18 protein-coding genes and 3 tRNA genes are annotated in these 15798 nt (G+C 72.9%); 12 read left to right on the top strand and 9 right to left on the bottom strand.

Annotated features, from left to right (window positions below):
• Nucleotides 1-10: 10 nt before the first annotated feature.
• The 7 genes from crtI (at nucleotide 11) to CLT75_RS25290 (ending at nucleotide 4357) form a co-directional block, all read left to right on the top strand.
• Nucleotides 11-1492: a phytoene desaturase family protein gene (gene crtI / locus CLT75_RS25320; protein ID WP_209310386.1), complete on the top strand. Its 1482-nt coding sequence runs from the start codon at nucleotides 11-13 to the stop codon at nucleotides 1490-1492.
• Nucleotides 1489-2082: an isopentenyl-diphosphate Delta-isomerase gene (idi, locus tag CLT75_RS25315; protein WP_135242765.1), complete on the top strand. Its 594-nt coding sequence runs from the start codon at nucleotides 1489-1491 to the stop codon at nucleotides 2080-2082. Before crtI ends, idi begins: the two co-directional genes overlap by 4 nt.
• On the top strand, nucleotides 2072-3019 hold the full coding sequence (locus CLT75_RS25310; RefSeq protein WP_135242764.1) for a MerR family transcriptional regulator: 948 nt from the start codon (nucleotides 2072-2074) through the stop codon (nucleotides 3017-3019). Before idi ends, CLT75_RS25310 begins: the two co-directional genes overlap by 11 nt.
• Before the next feature lie 76 nt (nucleotides 3020-3095).
• Nucleotides 3096-3884: a polysaccharide deacetylase family protein gene (locus tag CLT75_RS25305; RefSeq protein ID WP_135242763.1), complete on the top strand. Its 789-nt coding sequence runs from the start codon at nucleotides 3096-3098 to the stop codon at nucleotides 3882-3884.
• Nucleotides 3885-4027: 143 nt separating this feature from the next.
• Nucleotides 4028-4100: transfer RNA gene (locus CLT75_RS25300), tRNA-Glu, on the top strand.
• 33 nt (nucleotides 4101-4133) lie between these two features.
• Nucleotides 4134-4207: transfer RNA gene (locus CLT75_RS25295), tRNA-Asp, on the top strand.
• A 76-nt stretch (nucleotides 4208-4283) separates the two neighbouring features.
• Nucleotides 4284-4357 (top strand) — tRNA-Phe (locus tag CLT75_RS25290).
• A 113-nt stretch (nucleotides 4358-4470) separates the two neighbouring features.
• Here CLT75_RS25290 and CLT75_RS25285 read toward each other — a convergent pair.
• Nucleotides 4471-5367, bottom strand: coding sequence for a LysR family transcriptional regulator (locus tag CLT75_RS25285; protein ID WP_135242762.1), 897 nt, complete (start codon nucleotides 5365-5367; stop codon nucleotides 4471-4473).
• 79 nt (nucleotides 5368-5446) lie between these two features.
• Between CLT75_RS25285 and CLT75_RS25280 the strand changes: the two genes are divergently transcribed.
• Entirely contained in the window at nucleotides 5447-6682 is a 1236-nt protein-coding gene (locus CLT75_RS25280; protein ID WP_209310385.1) for an NAD(P)-binding domain-containing protein, read from the top strand.
• 135 nt (nucleotides 6683-6817) lie between these two features.
• Here the strand turns inward: CLT75_RS25280 and CLT75_RS25275 are convergent, their stop codons facing one another.
• Nucleotides 6818-7252: an ArsI/CadI family heavy metal resistance metalloenzyme gene (locus CLT75_RS25275; protein ID WP_135242761.1), complete on the bottom strand. Its 435-nt coding sequence runs from the start codon at nucleotides 7250-7252 to the stop codon at nucleotides 6818-6820.
• Nucleotides 7253-7530: 278 nt separating this feature from the next.
• Nucleotides 7531-8481: a hypothetical protein gene (locus CLT75_RS25270; protein WP_135242760.1), complete on the bottom strand. Its 951-nt coding sequence runs from the start codon at nucleotides 8479-8481 to the stop codon at nucleotides 7531-7533.
• 257 nt (nucleotides 8482-8738) lie between these two features.
• Here CLT75_RS25270 and CLT75_RS25265 point away from each other — a divergent pair, with 257 nt between their 5' ends.
• The gene (locus CLT75_RS25265; protein ID WP_167796959.1) at nucleotides 8739-9254 is read left to right on the top strand and encodes an SRPBCC family protein; all 516 of its coding nucleotides are present in this window, start codon (nucleotides 8739-8741) and stop codon (nucleotides 9252-9254) included.
• A gap of 25 nt (nucleotides 9255-9279) precedes the next feature.
• On the opposite strand, the gene CLT75_RS25260 is transcribed toward CLT75_RS25265, so the two are convergent.
• Entirely contained in the window at nucleotides 9280-9984 is a 705-nt protein-coding gene (locus tag CLT75_RS25260; protein ID WP_135242759.1) for a DUF2786 domain-containing protein, read from the bottom strand.
• A gap of 45 nt (nucleotides 9985-10029) precedes the next feature.
• Nucleotides 10030-10419, bottom strand: a complete 390-nt coding sequence (locus CLT75_RS25255; RefSeq protein ID WP_043327529.1) for a hypothetical protein — start codon at nucleotides 10417-10419, stop codon at nucleotides 10030-10032.
• 166 nt (nucleotides 10420-10585) lie between these two features.
• Here CLT75_RS25255 and CLT75_RS25250 point away from each other — a divergent pair, with 166 nt between their 5' ends.
• On the top strand, nucleotides 10586-11923 hold the full coding sequence (locus CLT75_RS25250) for an ABC transporter substrate-binding protein (protein WP_135242758.1): 1338 nt from the start codon (nucleotides 10586-10588) through the stop codon (nucleotides 11921-11923).
• A gap of 62 nt (nucleotides 11924-11985) precedes the next feature.
• Here the strand turns inward: CLT75_RS25250 and CLT75_RS25245 are convergent, their stop codons facing one another.
• Together CLT75_RS25245 and CLT75_RS25240 are read right to left on the bottom strand one after the other, a co-directional pair.
• On the bottom strand, nucleotides 11986-12729 hold the full coding sequence (locus CLT75_RS25245; protein WP_135242757.1) for an enoyl-CoA hydratase/isomerase family protein: 744 nt from the start codon (nucleotides 12727-12729) through the stop codon (nucleotides 11986-11988).
• A 52-nt stretch (nucleotides 12730-12781) separates the two neighbouring features.
• Nucleotides 12782-13639 (bottom strand): 3-hydroxyacyl-CoA dehydrogenase family protein, encoded by an 858-nt coding sequence (locus CLT75_RS25240; RefSeq protein ID WP_135242756.1) that lies wholly within the window; start codon nucleotides 13637-13639, stop codon nucleotides 12782-12784.
• Between the two features lie 162 nt (nucleotides 13640-13801).
• On the opposite strand from CLT75_RS25240, the gene CLT75_RS25235 reads away from it, so the two are divergent.
• Nucleotides 13802-14089, top strand: a complete 288-nt coding sequence (locus tag CLT75_RS25235; RefSeq protein ID WP_043327533.1) for a hypothetical protein — start codon at nucleotides 13802-13804, stop codon at nucleotides 14087-14089.
• 53 nt (nucleotides 14090-14142) lie between these two features.
• Here the strand turns inward: CLT75_RS25235 and CLT75_RS25230 are convergent, their stop codons facing one another.
• The gene (locus tag CLT75_RS25230) at nucleotides 14143-14922 is read right to left on the bottom strand and encodes a class I SAM-dependent methyltransferase (protein ID WP_135242755.1); all 780 of its coding nucleotides are present in this window, start codon (nucleotides 14920-14922) and stop codon (nucleotides 14143-14145) included.
• A gap of 54 nt (nucleotides 14923-14976) precedes the next feature.
• Here CLT75_RS25230 and CLT75_RS25225 point away from each other — a divergent pair, with 54 nt between their 5' ends.
• The gene (locus tag CLT75_RS25225) at nucleotides 14977-15354 is read left to right on the top strand and encodes a PPOX class F420-dependent oxidoreductase (protein WP_135242754.1); all 378 of its coding nucleotides are present in this window, start codon (nucleotides 14977-14979) and stop codon (nucleotides 15352-15354) included.
• A gap of 91 nt (nucleotides 15355-15445) precedes the next feature.
• Here CLT75_RS25225 and CLT75_RS25220 read toward each other — a convergent pair whose 3' ends face one another.
• Nucleotides 15446-15655 carry a BldC family transcriptional regulator gene (locus CLT75_RS25220; RefSeq protein WP_007073996.1) on the bottom strand — a complete coding sequence of 70 codons (210 nt, stop codon included), beginning with the start codon at nucleotides 15653-15655 and terminating at the stop codon, nucleotides 15446-15448.
• Nucleotides 15656-15798 lie beyond the last annotated feature (143 nt).

Here is a 15798-nt window from a genome sequence, read left to right as displayed (position 1 = left end):
GGGGGCCGGAATGCGTACCGTCAAGGGACGGACCGACCGGGTGGTCGTGGTCGGCGCCGGGCTGGGTGGGCTGGCTTGCGCGCTGCACCTGGCCGGCAGCGGCCGGCAGGTGACAGTGCTGGAACGCGAGCCGGTGCCGGGCGGGCGCGCCGGACGGCTCAGCGTCGACGGGTACGAGTTCGACACCGGCCCGACCGTCCTCACCATGCCCGACCTGATCGCCGAGGCGCTCGGCGCGGTGGGTGAGGAGCTGACCGACTGGCTCGACCTGACCCCGCTCGACCCGGCGTACCGCGCGTACTACCCGGACGGGTCGACGCTCGACGTCATCACCGACACCACCCGGATGGCCGCCGAGATCGCCCGCGTCTGCGGCCCCCGCGAGGCCGACGGCTACCTGCGCTTCGTCGACTACGCCCGCAACCTGTGGCAGTGGGAACGGGCCGACTTCATCGAGCGCAACCTCGACGCGCCGACCGACCTGCTCACCGGCAACCTGCTGAAGCTGTTCGCCAGCGGCGCCTTCCGGCGGCTCCAGACGAAGATCAACCAGTTCTTCCGCGACCCGCGTACCCAGCGGATCTTCTCCTTCCAGGCCATGTACGCGGGCCTGTCGCCGCACGACGCGCTGGCGATCTACGCGGTCATCGCGTACCTCGACTCGGTGGCCGGTGTGTGCTTCCCGCGCGGCGGCATCCACGCGGTCTCCCGCGGCATGGCCGGCGCGGCCGAGAAGCACGGCGTGCAGATCCGGTACGGCACCACGGTCACCCGGGTGGAGACCGCCAACGGCCGCGCCACCGGCGTCGTCACCGCGGACGGCGACTTCATCCCCGCCGACACGGTGGTGCTCAACCCGGACCTGCCGGTCGCCTACCAGGACCTGCTGCCGCCCAGCCGACAGCGCAAGCTGACCTATTCGCCGTCGTGCGTGGTGCTGCACATCGGTTCGACGCAGGGCTATGGCAAGATCGCCCACCACAACATCCACTTCGGGCGCTCCTGGAAGGGGACGTTCGACGAGGTGATCCGGCGAGGCGAGCTGATGACCGACCCGTCGCTGCTGGTGACGAACCCGAGTCGCACCGACCCGTCGGTGGCGCCGGCCGGCAGGCACACCTACTACGTGCTGGCCCCGGTGCCGAACCTGGAACGGGCGCCGTTCGACTGGACCGGCGACCTCACCCAGCGGTACGCCGACCAGCTCGTGAGCACGCTGGAGGAGCGCGGCTACGTCGGCTTCGGCGACGGCGTCGAGGTGATGCGAGCGGTCACCCCGGCCGACTGGGCCGCGCAGGGCATGGCCGCCGGCACCCCGTTCGCCGCCTCGCACAGCCTCTTCCAGACCGGCCCGTTCCGCCCCTCCAACCTGCACCGGACGCTGGAGAACGTGGTGTTCGTCGGCTCCGGCACGCAGCCCGGTGTCGGCGTGCCGATGGTGCTGATCAGCGGCAAGATCGCCGCGGCCCGGGTCACCGGGGCGATGTCGTGAGCGAGCGGGAGACCCACCTGGTCGAGCTGGTCGACGACGACGGGCGGGTGCTCGGCGAGACCACCGTGGCGGCCGCGCACCAGCCGCCCGGGCGGCTGCACCGCGCCTTCTCGGTGCTGCTCGTCGACCCCGAGGGGCGGGTGCTGCTGCAGCAGCGGGCCGCGGTCAAGACGCGGTTCCCGCTGCGCTGGGCGAACTCCTGCTGCGGGCACCCGCTGCCCGGGCAGTCGCTGGCCGAGGCCGCCAACCGGCGGCTCGCCGAGGAACTCGGCGTCGACCCGGTCGACCTCACCGAGGTGGGCGTCTACCTCTACTACGCCGAGGACCCGGCGACCGGACGGGTCGAGTTCGAGTACGACCACGTGCTGCGCGCCGACGTGCCCGCCGACCTGGTCACGCGACCCGACCCGGACGAGGTGGCCGACCTGCGCTGGGTCGACCCCGGCGCGGTCGTGGGCGACCTGGACGCCCACCCCCGCGAGTACGCCCCGTGGCTCGGCGGCGTGGTCAACCGGCTGCTGCACCCCACCGACGCGTCCCGGCCGGGCGTACCGGCCACCGAGGCACCGGAGCGGTCGGGTGGCCGATGAGGCGCTGAGCGCGGGGGCCGTCGCACGCCGACTGGGCGTGGCGGTCACCACGCTCCGTACCTGGCACCAGCGCTACGGCCTCGGCCCCAGCGAGCACGTGCCGGGCCACCACCGGCGGTACACGCCCGCCGACCTCGCCCGCCTGGAGATCATGCGCCGGCTGACCACCGAGGGAGTCGCGCCCGCCGAGGCCGCCCGCTGGGCCCGGCAGGCGCCGGCCGTGCTGCCTCCGGAGCGGCTCGGCCTCAAGGCAAGGGCCTCGACGGTACGCGACGGCGGCGGCACCACCATCCCGGTCGGCCGGGCCGGGCCGGCCGCGCGCGGGCTGGCCCGTGCCGCCATGCGCCTGGACTCGGTGACCATCAGCCGGACCATCGCCGACGCGCTGGCCGCCGACGGGGTGGTGGCGACCTGGGAGGGGCTGCTGCGGCCGGTGCTCGCCGGCATCGGGGAGCGGCACGCCGCCACCTCCGCGCTGATCGAGGTGGAACACCTCATGTCCCGGTGCGTCTCCGAGGCGTTCGCCACGGTGGCGTGGGCCCACCCCACCTCCGGGCCGCCCCGGATCCTGCTCTCCTGCGCCGACGAGGAGCAGCACTCGCTGCCGCTGGAGGCGCTCGCCGCCGCGCTGGCCGAGGTCGGTGTGAGTTATCGCATGCTGGGTGCCCGCGTACCGGTGCCGGCCCTGGTCGAGGCGGTCAACCGGACCGGTCCGGCGGCGGTGGTGCTCTGGTCGCACATCCGCGCGACGGCCGACCCGTGCCAGCTCACCGCGCTGCTGGCGGTGCCGCGCCGGCCGCTGCTGGTGCTCGCCGCCGGGCCCGGCTGGCGGGCCGACTCGCTGCCCGCCGGGGTGGTCCGGCCGGTGGACCTGGCCGAGGCGTTGTCGCTGGCCGTGGCCGTACGCGACTCGCTGGACCAGTCGACGACAAGCTGAGCCCCTCTCCCGTTCCGGGTCGGCGTCCACTACGGTCGGAAAGTCCGTCTGACCCCGACCCCTCCGGGAGCGACGAATGCGTCCACGCGCCCTGTCGGCGCTCGCCCTGGGCCTGGTGCTCCTCGTCACCGGCTGCGGCGAAGCCGGCAAGTCACCCGAGAAGGCCGCCGCACCGCCGTCGGCCTCGGCGTCGCCGTCCCCGACGCCGGTGACGAAGCCCTCACCGACCCACACCACCCCCGCGAAGCCCAAGCTGCGCCCGCTGCCGAAGAAACTGCCGGCGGGCCTGCACCGGGCCAGCGGGAGCACCGGCGTGGCGCTCACCTTCGACGACGGGCCGGATCCCCGGTACACCCCGCAGATCCTGGCCCAGCTCCGGGCGGCCCGCGTGAAGGCCACCTTCTGCGTCGTCGGCAAGCAGGCCAAGCGCTACCCGGAGCTGGTGGCCCGGATCGTCCGGGAGGGTCACCAGCTCTGCAATCACAGCTGGCACCACGACGTGAACCTGGGCCGGCGCTCCGCCGCCGAGATCCGATCCGACCTGGAACGGACGAACGAGGCCATCCACGCCGCCGCGCCCAAGGCGCCGATCACCTGGTTCCGCCAGCCCGGCGGCCGCTGGACGGCCGAGGAGGTCACGATCGCCAAGCAGATGGGCCTGCGCCCGCTGCACTGGAGCGTGGACCCGCAGGACTGGGACCACCCGCCGGCGAAGACGATCATCAAGCGGGTGAAGGGCGCCACCCGGCACGGTTCGGTCGTGCTGATGCACGACGCGGGCGGCGACCGGGCCCAGACGATGGCCGCCTGCCGGCACCTGATCCCGGACCTCAAGCGGCGGTACGGCATCGCCCTACCGCGCTGACCTGCGGTTCTACCCGGTCCCACGGTCATCCCCATACCGGTTTTGTCGTCCGCGCAGGCATGACATATGCTTCTCCTGCCTCCGGCGGGGCCGGATGGGAGCAAGTCCGCTTGAAGTTGCGAGTGTGCAATGATGGCGGGGCCGCCCTCATCGTCTAGCGGCCCAGGACGCCGCCCTTTCAAGGCGGTAGCACGGGTTCGAATCCCGTTGGGGGCACGGTCCGGCTCACGCCGGATGCAACACCAGCCAGGTCCTGTGGAGCAGTTGGAGTGCTCGCCGCCCTGTCAAGGCGGAGGTCGCGGGTTCAAGTCCCGTCAGGACCGCAAGCGCTGACGCCGCGCAGCTCGATGCGCGGCGTTCTGCGTATCGGCCCGTGCGGTAGCATGTGCCGAGCACCACGGCCAGGTAGCTCAGTTGGTACGAGCGTCCGACTGAAAATCGGAAGGTCGGCGGTTCGACCCCGCCCCTGGCCACATAGCCTTTCGCCGGGCTACAGGAGCGCCGACCAGCGGGAACGCAGGTCGGCGTTCTGCTTTCCCCCCGGCAAACCCGTCTGTCCGGTCCAGGCATGGATGACCTGAGGTGGTCAGCCCAGGTGGGCCGCCTCCGCCCGCAGATGCTCCAGAAAGTGCGTGACCGCCGGCGGCGGCGTCCTGCCCCGCACGGTCGCCGCGAATATCTGCCGTACCGACTCGTCGTCCGGATGCAGGCGTAGCAGGGCGATGTCCGGCGGGGTTCCGCGTACCGCCAGGGCCGGAACCAGAGCCACCCCCAACCCGGCGGCGACGCATCCCAGCTTGCCGGTCCACTCGGCCGCGACGATGTCGATGCGCGGCGAGAAACCGCTGGGCAGGCTTGCGCGGAGCAGGCTGTTCTCCGCGGTGGCCGAGCCCACGACGAACGCGTCCTGGGCGAGGTCCGCCAGGCGCACCGAGCGGCGGCGCGCCAGCCGGTGATCGCGCGCGACCGCCACCAGGAGCCGCTCGTCGAGCAGATGTCGCAGGTCGAATCGTTCGCGGTCCAGCTCGCCCGTGGGCGAGGTGCTGACCACTGCCACATCCGCCTCCTCCGCGAGCAGGCGCTCCAGCAGCCGCGGCGTCACACCCTCGACCAGCGACAGTGAGATCTCCGGGTGGACCGAGCGGAACGACGCCATCGCCCGGGGTACGAGAGCCGCGACAGCGGTCGGGAAGGCACCCACACGCAGCCGCCCTCGACCGAGCCCGCGCAGCTCCTCGAGGTCACGGCGGGCCGCGGCGAGCCGGTCGAGGACCGCCTCGGCGTGCGGGAGCAGCTCTCGTCCCTCCTCGGTGAGGGCGACGCCACGGGGCAGCCGGTCGAAGAGCCGAGCGCCGATGTCGGCCTCGAGTGCGGCGATCTGCCGGGAGACAGCCGACTGGGTGAAGCTGAGGGCGCGGGCGGCGGTCGTGATCGAGCCGTGCTGCGCGACGGTGCGGAACACCTCCAGCAGCTGAGTCTCCATGGCAGGCATGCTAGTCACGCATGGCACGTATGCGAGACATTCGTTGGCCGCATTGCTTCTATCGGCCTAGCGTTACCGCGTGAAGATCATCGCGGTCCTCGGGACCGGACACATGGGTACGCCGATCGCGCGCCGCCTCCTGGCCGGCGGCAACCGGGTCAGTGTGTGGAACCGCAGCCCGGAGCGTTCGGAGCCGCTCGCCGCGGCCGGCGCGACGGTGGCCGCGAGCCCGTCCGCCGCGGTCGACGGGGCCGATGTCGTAGTCGTCATGCTCGCCGACGCCGGCGCGGTCGAGACGGTGCTGTTCGGGCCGGACGGCGTCGCCGCCGCGCTCCGGCCCGGGACGGTCGTGGTACAGATGTCGACGATCGGGCCGGACGAAGTCCGAGCAGTGGCCGGCCGGCTTCCGGCGGGCGTCTCCCTCCTCGACGCACCCGTCGGCGGCAGTGTCGACGCCGCGCGGGCCGGCACGCTGGCGATCTTCGCGGGCGGCCCCGCCGATGTCGTGGAGAGGGCGGCTCCGGTGCTGGAACAACTCGGTTCGGTCCGTCACTGCGGTCCGATCGGCGCAGCCGCCGCCGTCAAACTCGTCGCGAACACGGGCCTGGTGACTGCTGTCGCCGCGCTGCACGACGCGCTGGCTGTCGCCGCGGCGCTCGGTGTCGACAGGCAGGCCGCCCTCGACGTGCTCGGCCGTGGGGCCCTCGCCGGCGCGGTCGGACGGGTCACCGCCCCGGGCGCCTCGTTCGCAGTCGCGTTGGCCGCGAAGGATGCGCGGCTGGCGCTGCGCCGTCCGGTGCCGGCCCCCGTGCTGGAGGCCGCCCTCGACCTGATGCGGGCCGCGCCGGACCAGGACGCGGATCTCTCCTCCCTCGTCTCAGCCGACTTCCTGAAGGGGATGCTGATGCACCTCACCCTGGACAACCCCGCATCCGTCGCGGCCCCGTTCGGCGACCGCTTCGCGCACGTCGCCCGGATCGATGTCGGCGGCGGCGCGCTGCTGATGCTCGCCGGACAGGTGGCCGTCGACGACGACGGCGAGGTGGTGGCCCCCGGAGACCCCGGCGCCCAGGCCGAACGGATCTTCGAGATCGTGGGCGGCGTGCTCGCGGCGCACGGCGCGAGCTTCGACGACGTGCTGCACATCCGCACGTTCATGACGGACCTGGCTGACCTGCCGGCGTACGCGGCCGTCCGGCGCCGGCTCTTCCCGGGCACACCGCCGCCGGCGAGCACGACTGTCGAGGTCAGCAGGCTCTTCCTGCCGGGTGCTGTGCTCGAGGTCGAGGTCACGGCCGTGGTCCGGTCCCGCTAGGGCTCGACACTCACGCGGCACAGAACTCGTGTGGGCCCCATGCCCGACGGTTGCGCTACTCCCGATTCTTCCCCGCAACGGCGGCTGAACCGGCGGGAGGGATCCCGGCCGGTGGGGATCCCTCCCGTATCCGGCTCAGACCGCGGCGGGCTGCTCGGCGTCCGAGGCGCAGCAGGCGCTCTCGGTCACCTTCGCCAGCTGCGGCGAGTCGGCCTTGACCGTGTAGACCTCCCACGGCTCGTCGCCGGGGCCGCGTACCCAGACCTTGTCCTGGAGCGCGTAGCAGCACTCGGTGTCGTTCTCCTCCAGCGTGATGAGGCCGGATTCGGTGAGGCGGTTGGTCGCGGCGTTCACCTCGTCGGTGGTGGCCACCTCGACCCCGAGGTGGTCCATCACCGTCGGCAGGCCGGGCTCACCTTCGAGGAGTACGAGCTTCAGCGGCGGGTTCTCCACCGCGAAGTTGGCGTAGCCGGGGCGGCGCTTGGCCGGCTCGACGCCGAACAGCTTGCTGTAGAAGGCCACGGAGCCTTCGAGGTCGGACACGCGCAGGGCGAGCTGGACGCGGGACATGTGGACTCCCTGTCTAGATGTTCATCGAAGCAGCCTCCACTCTGCCCCCTGTTTTGAAGTCTGTCAACCTAGAGAACTGTCGAAACAGCCGCTGCCGACGGTGACCTCAACGCGGAGGAAGCCCTAGCACCGCCCTCCCCCTGCTCGACCGCCCCCGCCCCCGCCCCGGTGATCAAGGAGTTTGGGTCATCCAGGGCCGGTGATCCGCACACAAACTCCTTGATCACCGGAATGGGGGCGGGTGGGCGGCGAGCCCAGGAGGGCCGGGAGCGGGTGGGTCAGGTTCTTGGAGGGCGGCGGTTCTGGGTGGGGCTGCCCTGGATCGCCTCCCAGACGCTTCGGCCTGCCTGCCGGAGGGCCTGTCCAGCCTGTCCCGCCAGTTGTGCCGCCTCGGCGGCGGCGCTCGCCGGCTGGCCGGTGCCGCCCGGGCGCTCCGGCCCGCGCTTCTTCTCGGCGGGACGTTCCGCCGACGGACCCGATCCGGCGGCACGCTCGGACTCCGCCTTTCCCTCCCGCCCGGCACCGGACGCCGGTGACCGCTCGGTCCGCCCGGCACTCGGCGGCGGCTTCGGCCGATCGGCACCTGGCGCCGGTGACGGCTCCGGCCTTTGGGCACCGGCTGCCGGTGAGGGCTTCCCGCGCTCACCACCGGCCGGCGACGGCTCCGTCCGTGCCGGGCGCCGGGGTGGTTCGGGTGCCTCGATCGGGCCCACTGCCGGCCCCGCCCGATCGGCCACCGCCGGGGCGGCCCTGTCGACCACCGCCGGGCCGGTGCGCTCGACCACCTCGCCGGCCGCGGCCACCGTACGGCCGGTCTGGTCCACCACCGGCGCGGCGAGCCGGTGCACGTCGTCCAGGGCGACCCCGGCCGAGCGGGCCAGCGCGTCGATCAGCTGCGGATTGCGGTCGATGGTGGTCAGCGCCCGGTCCAGGATCTGGACCAGCTTCTCCAGCCGCACCTTGAGCAGCGCCTCGGCGCTCACCCCGGTGATGTCCAGTTCGACACCCTCCAGGTGCACCCGGACGCCGGCGTCGAGCTGGAGCAGATTCGCCAGCCGGGCGCGCAGCGACAGGTCGGCGTCGAGCCCGTCCACCGCGAGCCGGATCTCGTCGACGGTCAGTTCCGGCACGTCGAGCAGGACGTCCGGCTCCGACTCGGGACCGGCCGGCGAGCGGGTCAGGTCGTCGCCGGGGTCCGGCACTGGTGCGGTGGCTCGGCTGTCGGTCATGCTGCCCGCTCTCCCATCGGTCCGGTCGGCGGCGCTTACCCGCTTTCCGGTACGGCATCCGTCGCCCGCCCGCACCTCGCGGACGTCCGCCCTGACCTCCCGGAAGCCCCGCCGCGCACCTCCCGGAAGCGCCGCCGCGCCTTGCGCAGAGCGCCTGTCCCACCACTCAGCGCTGTCGGGAACCGGTGTTCCCGGTGTCCGGAAGCGGGCGGAACGGAAGCTGCACACCGAGACATGAGCCGGTATGGTCCGGACCTATGGGACAGGAGATGGCCGATCCGGATGAGGTCCGGCAGGAATCCGATCGCTTCTCCCTCCGCAGCAGCCTGCTCGTCCCGGCGTCCGCCGAGCGGGCGTACGCCGTCTTCACCGGCGCGCTCGCCGACTGGTGGGTGCGTGAATACACCTGGTCCGGCCCGGAGGCGCTCGCCGCGATCGGCATCGAGCCCCGGGCCGGCGGCATGCTCTACGAGATCGGCCCGTACGGCTTCCGCAACGACTGGGGCCGCGTGCTGACCTGGGATCCGCCCCGGCGCCTGGTGTTCACCTGGCAGATCGGCCCGGACCGGGTGCCGGTGCCGGATCCGGCGCGGGCCAGCGAGGTGGAGGTCCTGTTCCACGCCGACGGCCCGGAGCAGACCCGGGTGGACGTCGAGCACCGCTACTTCGACAGGCACGGCACGGCGGCCGAGGGCTACCGCGAGGCGCTCACCGCGGGCTGGCACGAGCTGCTCTGCCGCTACCTGGCGACAGTCGCCCGCACCGGCGCCTGACCCACGTCGACCGGCGGCAGCCCGCTCAGCCGGCGATACCGGGCGTCGCGCCGGTGCCGGCCACGCCGGTGCCGCCCAGGTCGGCCCGGCGGCCGGCGTCCGCGCCGGAACCGAAACCACCGCCTGCCAGCCGCCGTCGCGGGGCGGTGCGCAACCGGGGGTACGCCTCGGCGACCCGGCGCTGGACCCGATCGGAGCGGTCGGCGAGCACCAGAGCCGTCGAGGGTCCACCCGACTCCGCCACCGCCTTGCTCTCGGCCGCGCGCAGTCGTTCCGCGACGACTGACGCGAACCCGGCCAGCCAGGTACGCCGGAACGCGGCCGGATGCTCCCCGGCCGGTACGGCAGCACCGGCGAGCCCGTGCGCGGCCTGCACGAGCAGCGACGTGAACAGCAGCTCGACCCGTTCCAGGTCGCTGGCGAAGCCGAACAGGTGCATGACGAAACCGTTGCCCTGCCGGCGGCGTACGCATCGGCACCGCAACGGTTCGGCGACCGCCGCGAGCAGACCGGCCTTGTCCCGCGCGTACGGCGCGATCACCTCGACGGTCCGGTCACCGACCGGGTCGACGGCCGGGTCGCGGGCGGCGAGCAGCGCCCGGTCGACGCCGTAGCGGGCGATCAGCTCGGTGGCCTTCGCCATGAAGGCGGCCGACTCGGCGGGTGTGCAGGCCGGGTCCTCCGCCTGGGCGAGGAGCTTGCGCACCTTGCTGAGCATCGCCTCGGACATGCACCCAGAGCTACCACAGCCGGGGTGCCGGGCCGCGCGCCGGGCTCAGTCCGAGCGGCTGCGCAGCGTGGCGATGGTCGACCCGGCGAGGGTGAGCAGGCAGTCGGGCAGCAGGCCGTCGGCGGCGGCCGCCCCGAACAGCGCCTCGCCGGTGTCCGCGTCGTCGTTGGCGCACGCGCTGACGAAACGGGCCACCCAGCGGGTGTCGTAGTCGGCCTGGTCGATGCCGGGGAAGTCGAGGGCGGCGCCACCGGCCGGGGCGTCGTCGCCGAGCATGGTGGCGGCGAGGCACCACGCCACTCCGTACGCCCCGGCGAGGCCGGAGCGGTCCACCACCGCGTCGAACGTGCCCACCACGCCGGCGCCGTCCCCGGCGAGGGCGGAACGGAGCACGGCGGTCGCGTCGTCGAGCGTCTGCTGTGCTTCGTCGTTCACCCGCGGAACAGTATCGCCGGGGGTCAAGCGGTGACCCGGAAACGGCTCGTCGACCACGCAGAGTGATACCCGCAGTCGGGGTGCCGACGCAGCCGACTCCACAGTCCCGCATGCCGCGTGAGCACGCTAAGGTGCGCAGCGGACCTTCGCCGGAGGAAGGACGACCATGCTGAGAACACGCACGTCGCGCGCGGCCCTGTCCATGGCCTGCGCGGCGCTTCTGCTCGCCACGAGCGCCTGCGGGAGCGACGAGCCGGAGGAAACGCCTGCCACCCAGGTACGCCTCTACGGCACCGACGGCAACATGCTCAATTCGTACGCCGCGGAACTCAAGGACCGGGCGGACCTGGTGAACGGAATGAAGGGCACCACGCCCCTCACTCCGCTGGCCGAGAGCTTCAAGGAGCGACTACTCGCCGTAGACCCGAAGCTGGGTGACTTCCTCTACTCCGCCGAGTCGTACGACGCGGTGGTGATCAGTGCGCTGGCCGCCCAGCTCGCCGGCACCACCGCTCCGGCCGAGATCGCCAAGCAGATCGTCGGGGTGACCACGGGCGGGGAACGGTGCGACGACGTGGCGGCCTGCCTGGAGCTCGCCCGCGCGGGCCGGGACATCGAGTACCGGGGTGTGTCGCTGACCCGCGCCGGGTTCACCGACACCGGCGAGCCGGCCACCGCGAGCTACGGCACCATGCACTTCGACAACCAGAAGATCGACGACAGCAAGACCGAGTTCGTCGGCGCCGGTGAGGAGTCGGGGGCGAGCACGAAGGCCCCGCCGCGTGGGCGCAAGCTGCGCGACGGGAAGGCGAAGGACGCCCCGCTGGTCCTCGGCGGGCTGCTGCCGAAGACCGGTGACCTGGCGCTGGCGAACCCGCCGCTGGCGGCCGGCGCGGCGCTCGCGATCCGTGAGGTCAACGCCGCCGGTGGTGTGCTCGGCGAGCCGGTGAAGTGGATCGAGGGCGACGACGGCACCAACCCGGAGGTCGCCAAGGCCACCGTCGCCTCGCACGTCAGCAAGGGCGTCCAGGTCATCATCGGCGCGGGCGGCTCCGGCATCTCCCGGGCCGTGCTGCCGGACGTGGTGGCCGCCGGGCGGATCCTGTTCTCCCCGTCGAACACCGACGCGGGCCTGAGCGCTGTGGACGACAAGGGCCTCTATTTCCGTACCGCCCCGCCGGACAGCCTCCAGGGCCGCGCGCTGGCCGACGTGATGCTCCGGGACGGGCCGCGCAAGATCGCGATCCTGGCCCGTAAGGACTCGTACGGCGAGGGCCTCCAGGAGAACGTCCGCTCGGAGCTGGAGAAGGCCGGGATCGGCGCGGACCGGATCAAGCTGCTGACCTACGAGCCGCCGGCCGACCCGAAGACGCCCGTCGACTTCAGCGGCACCGCCAAGGAGATCAAGGCGTTCGGCCCGGAGGCGCTGCTGCTCATCGGCTTCGCCGAGTCCGCGCCGGCGATCACCGCGCTGGACGACGCGGGAGTCGACATCAAGCACTGACGCGTACCGACGCGAAGGGCCGCACCGGGACACCGGTGCGGCCCTCGTCGTCTCTCCGGGGCTCAGCGGGACCGGCGCCGGTCCAGGAACTCGGTCATCCGCCGGTGCTTCTCCTCGTCCTCGAAGAGCACCGCCTGGCTCAGCAGGTCGAGCTGCGGGTGCGCGGCCGCCGGGGCGTCCACCGCCATCTTGGTCAGCCGCAGCGCGAGCGCGGAACCCTTCGCCATCTCGTCGAGCAGGCCGTGCGCGGTGGGCAGCAGCTCCTCCGGGTCGGCCACCACCCCGTTCACCAGCCCGATCCGCAGCGCCTCCTCGGCGTCCACCCGCCGGCCGGTGAACAGCAGCTCCTTGGCCCGCGCCTCACCGATGAGCGCCGGCAGCCGGTAGGTCGCGCCCGCGCCGGCCAGGATGCCCAGCCGCACCTCGGGCTGGCCGAACACCGCGCGGTCCGTGCACACCCGGAGATCGCAGGCGTACGCCAGCTCGGCGCCGCCGCCCAGCGCCGGCCCGTCGACTGCCGCCACAGTGGGCATCGGCAGTGCCCGGATGCGGGCGAAGACGCCCTGGTTGATGGCGGCCAGCGCGTCCAGCCGGCCGCGCTCGCGGAGCTGGGCGATGTCGGCGCCCCCGGCGAAGACGCCCGCCGTCCCGCCGGTGAGCAGCAGCAGCCGGGGACGCGCCTCCAGGTCGGCGCAGACCGCGTGCAGCTCGCCCACCAGGTCGGCGTCGATGGCGTTGCGCTTCTCCGGCCGGTCCAGGGTGACCACGAGCCGGTCCGGCAATTCCTCGATCCGCAGCCCGCTCACTGCGCCGGCCTTTCGTCCGCGACTGCGGGGCTCGCAAGCTCACTCCTCGCGCTCACTGCTTCACACCGTCCTTCCACGTGTAGAAGCCCTGCCCCGACTTCTTGCCCAGCTTTCCGGCGGCCACCATCTCGACGAGCAGCGGTGGCGGCGCGAAGCGGTCGCCGTACGCGGCCTGGAGCGTGCGCGCGATGTCGAGCCGCACGTCCAGCCCGACCAGGTCGGTCAGCTCCAGCGGGCCGATCGGGTGCCGGTAGCCGAGCACCATCGCCTTGTCGATGTCAGCCGGGCTGGCCACCTCGTCGGCCACCATCCGGATCGCCTCCAGGCCGAGCGTGACGCCGAGGCGGGAGGTGGCGAAGCCGGGCATGTCGCGTACGACGACGGGGTCCTTGCCCAGCCGGGCGGCGAGCGCGACGGCCGCCTCGGTCGTCGCCGGCGCGGTGGCCGGGCCGACCACGACCTCGAGCAGCGCCATCGCCCACACCGGATTGAAGAAGTGCAACCCGACGAAGTCGGCAGGCCGGTCCAGCCCGGCGGCCAGTTCGGCGATCGGGATGCTCGACGTGTTGCTGCCCAGCAGCGCGGGCCGGCGGCTCTCCGCCTCGCGCAGGACGGCGCGCTTGAGGTCGAGGCGCTCGGGCACCGCCTCCACGATCACGTCGGCGCCCTCGGCCACCTCGGCGAGCCCGGCCCGGAGCGTGACGCGCTCACGGTTGGCGGTGGCGGCCTCCTCGGTCAGCTTGCCGCGCTGCACGCCCCGGTCCCACAGCTCGCCGAGCCGGCGCACGGCCTCGGCGCCCCGGGCCGGGTCGACCTCGACCAGTTCGACCGCGTACCCGGCGCCGGCCGCCACGTACGCGATGCCGAGGCCCATGGTGCCGGCCCCGACGACCACAAAACGACCACTCATCGGTGTCCCCTCGCCGCGGCGGGGGCGCGCGGGGTCTCCGCCGCCGGGCCCGTCCGCTCGCTCGTTCCTGCATGCGACCCTATGCAGGGCCGGGCCGCCGGGATGCGTGGGGGCGGAGCGGACGGGGTAAGGACGGCCGTCAACGCCGAAGGAAGGAACGAGATGAGCCAGGCACCGGAGAGCGCGGAGAACACCGAGACGGTCGAGACCCGCGGCGACGAGCGGGTGGACCTGCTCCGCGCGGACACCAACAACGACGGCAAGACCGACGTGTGGGTGGTGGACACCGACGGCGACGGCAAGGCCGACCTGTTCCAGTTCGACACCGACGGTGACGGCAAGGTGGACATCACCATGGTGGACATCGACGAGGACGGCACGCCGGACGAGGTGGTCGACGGCGACGGCGGGCTGCCCCCGGAGCAGACCACCCCCACCGTCCAGGTCTGAGCATGTACGGAGGGGCCCCTTCTTGACGCCCAGGCGCTTGAGAGGGGCCCTTCCTAACGCCGCAGCTCCAGCGTGGCGAGGTAGTAGGGGTGGTCGGTGTCGTCCACGTCGGCCAGTCGCCACGGTGAACCGTGGACCAGCTCGGCGAACTCCTCCGGCGAGCAGACCAGGTAGTCGAACCAGTCGGTGCCGAGCAGCCGGTAGCGCAGCCGCAGCCGCAGTTGCCCGCCGATCCGGCCCCGCTGCCGGTTGCGCTCGTGGTAGGCGGTGTGCACCGGGTCGGTGGTGCCGTACGGGTCGGTGCCGTGAGCGATCACCCGCGCGCCGGGGCGGGCCAGCGCGGCGAGCGCCGCGAGCATCGCCGGGGCGCGTTCCCGCCCCTCGAACAGTCCCAGGTTGTTGCCGAGCAGCAGGAACGTGTCGTACCGGTGGCCGTCGGCGGCGTGCTCGTCGACGGTGCCGTGCACCAGGTCGCGTACGCCCCGGTGCCGGCTGACCCGCAGCGCGCCGAGCGACGTGTCCAGCCCGGTGACCGGCACGCCGCGCTCCTGGAGGTGCAGCGCGATCCGGCCGGCGCCGACGCCGACGTCGAGCACGTGGCCGCGTACCCGGTCCACGGCCCGGTGGTCGTGCGGCTGCCACCGCTGCGGCGGGTCCAGGTAGTGCCCGGCGGGCGCACCGTTGATCAGCCCGTCGTCGCGCTCGATGATCTCGATGACCGGGCGCGGCAGGCGACCTCCGGCCATCGGGCGCGGGCCGATCCCGGTGGCGACCGCGTACGCGTCGCGGATCATCTCGCCGAACACGTCGCCGATCTCGGGTTCCCCGGTCATGAGAGCACGCTATCCGGCGGTCGGCGGCACCCTGACCGCCGTATCCTTGGCGGCGTGACCGACCTGGACCGCCTGGCTGCGGAGAAGTACGTCCTGCTCACCACGTTCCGCAAGGACGGCCGGGCGGTGCCGACTCCGGTGTGGGCGGTACGCGACGGCGACGGGCTCGCGGTCTGGACGGTGGCCGACTCCGGCAAGGTGAAGCGCATCCGGCGCGACGGCCGGGTCACTGTGGCGCCGTGCGACGTGCGGGGCCGGCCGCACGGTGAGGCGGTGCCGGGTCACGCCACGATCGCCGACCCGGAGAGCACGAACCGGGTACGGACGCTGCTCAAGCGGAAGTACCGGCTGATCGGGCGGTTGAGCCTGCTCGGCAGCCGGCTGCGCCGGGGTGAGCGCGGCACGGTGGGGCTGCGGATCGTGCTGGACTGACCGGCCCCCGACACGATTGAGCCCGGACACGATTAAGGGCGGCGCCGCGACGGCACCGCCCCTGATCGGAACGCCGGAGAACGCCGGTTCGTCAGTCTCCCTGGCGCTGCTGGGGGATCTGCCCCTGCAGCAGGGCCCGAACCTCCGACTCGCGGTAGCGGCGGTGACCGCCGAGGGTCCGGATGGCACTGAGCTTGCCAGCCTTGGCCCACCGGGTCACCGTCTTCGGGTCGACACGGAACATCGACGCCACCTCGGCCGGTGTGAGTAGCGGCTCAGGTTCGTGCGTTCGCGATGCCATCGGGGTCACTCCTCCACATGTATAGACATCGGCCGGGGTCCCGCCGGCCGACGCGTCTCCCATGGTCCGGCTAGTCCCCGATGTCCGACATGGGCCGAACGGCTGAAGGTCCCTAGACGGACGGATGAAGCATGCCCGATTTT

The sequence above is a fragment of the Micromonospora sp. CNZ285 genome (assembly GCF_004637285.1).
The sequence above is the reverse complement of the archived record's forward strand: the minus strand, read 5'-3'. Positions and strand labels throughout refer to the sequence as shown.

What these genes read in the sequence shown, in the direction of transcription:
- crtI (WP_209310386.1), top strand. Translation starts at nt 11, where the DNA reads ATGCGTACCGTCAAGGGACGGACCGACCGGGTGGTCGTGGTCGGCGCC.
- CLT75_RS25305 (WP_135242763.1), top strand. Translation starts at nt 3,096, where the DNA reads ATGCGTCCACGCGCCCTGTCGGCGCTCGCCCTGGGCCTGGTGCTCCTC.
- CLT75_RS25285 (WP_135242762.1), bottom strand. Translation starts at nt 5,367, where the DNA reads ATGGAGACTCAGCTGCTGGAGGTGTTCCGCACCGTCGCGCAGCACGGC.
- CLT75_RS25275 (WP_135242761.1), bottom strand. Translation starts at nt 7,252, where the DNA reads ATGTCCCGCGTCCAGCTCGCCCTGCGCGTGTCCGACCTCGAAGGCTCC.
- CLT75_RS25270 (WP_135242760.1), bottom strand. Translation starts at nt 8,481, where the DNA reads ATGACCGACAGCCGAGCCACCGCACCAGTGCCGGACCCCGGCGACGAC.
- CLT75_RS25265 (WP_167796959.1), top strand. Translation starts at nt 8,739, where the DNA reads ATGGGACAGGAGATGGCCGATCCGGATGAGGTCCGGCAGGAATCCGAT.
- CLT75_RS25260 (WP_135242759.1), bottom strand. Translation starts at nt 9,984, where the DNA reads ATGTCCGAGGCGATGCTCAGCAAGGTGCGCAAGCTCCTCGCCCAGGCG.
- CLT75_RS25250 (WP_135242758.1), top strand. Translation starts at nt 10,586, where the DNA reads ATGCTGAGAACACGCACGTCGCGCGCGGCCCTGTCCATGGCCTGCGCG.
- CLT75_RS25240 (WP_135242756.1), bottom strand. Translation starts at nt 13,639, where the DNA reads ATGAGTGGTCGTTTTGTGGTCGTCGGGGCCGGCACCATGGGCCTCGGC.
- CLT75_RS25235 (WP_043327533.1), top strand. Translation starts at nt 13,802, where the DNA reads ATGAGCCAGGCACCGGAGAGCGCGGAGAACACCGAGACGGTCGAGACC.
- CLT75_RS25230 (WP_135242755.1), bottom strand. Translation starts at nt 14,922, where the DNA reads ATGACCGGGGAACCCGAGATCGGCGACGTGTTCGGCGAGATGATCCGC.
- CLT75_RS25220 (WP_007073996.1), bottom strand. Translation starts at nt 15,655, where the DNA reads ATGGCATCGCGAACGCACGAACCTGAGCCGCTACTCACACCGGCCGAG.